This window comes from Photobacterium sp. R1, from assembly GCF_054600795.1.
The window spans coordinates 1-241 of the sequence record NZ_BAAHZP010000916.1; the positions used below are offsets into that span (position 1 = coordinate 1).

Here is a 241-nt window from a genome sequence, read left to right on the forward strand (position 1 = left end):
CAAAAATTTAATAATATCCACAAATACACTGATTAAATAAAGACAGGAATATCAGTCAAAACATACAACGCTTCATACAGATCAAAATCGAAAAGTCCGCTTTTCAGGCTTAATCGACCAAGAAAAGAAAAAATCAAAAACAAACATCTTGGAAATACAAATGTAAAAACTACAAGACTATGCGTTAAATTCATATCTAAAAAATCTTTTCCGATAAACGAACAGAATTTATATAAAAAAA

The 241-nt window shown here is 27.0% G+C and carries 1 protein-coding gene; it reads right to left on the reverse strand.

Annotated features, from left to right (window positions below; translation table 11 throughout):
• Positions 1–32: 32 nt before the first annotated feature.
• On the reverse strand, positions 33–241 hold a 209-nt coding region (locus tag ACYP03_RS27735; protein WP_459782903.1), incomplete at its 5' end, for a hypothetical protein.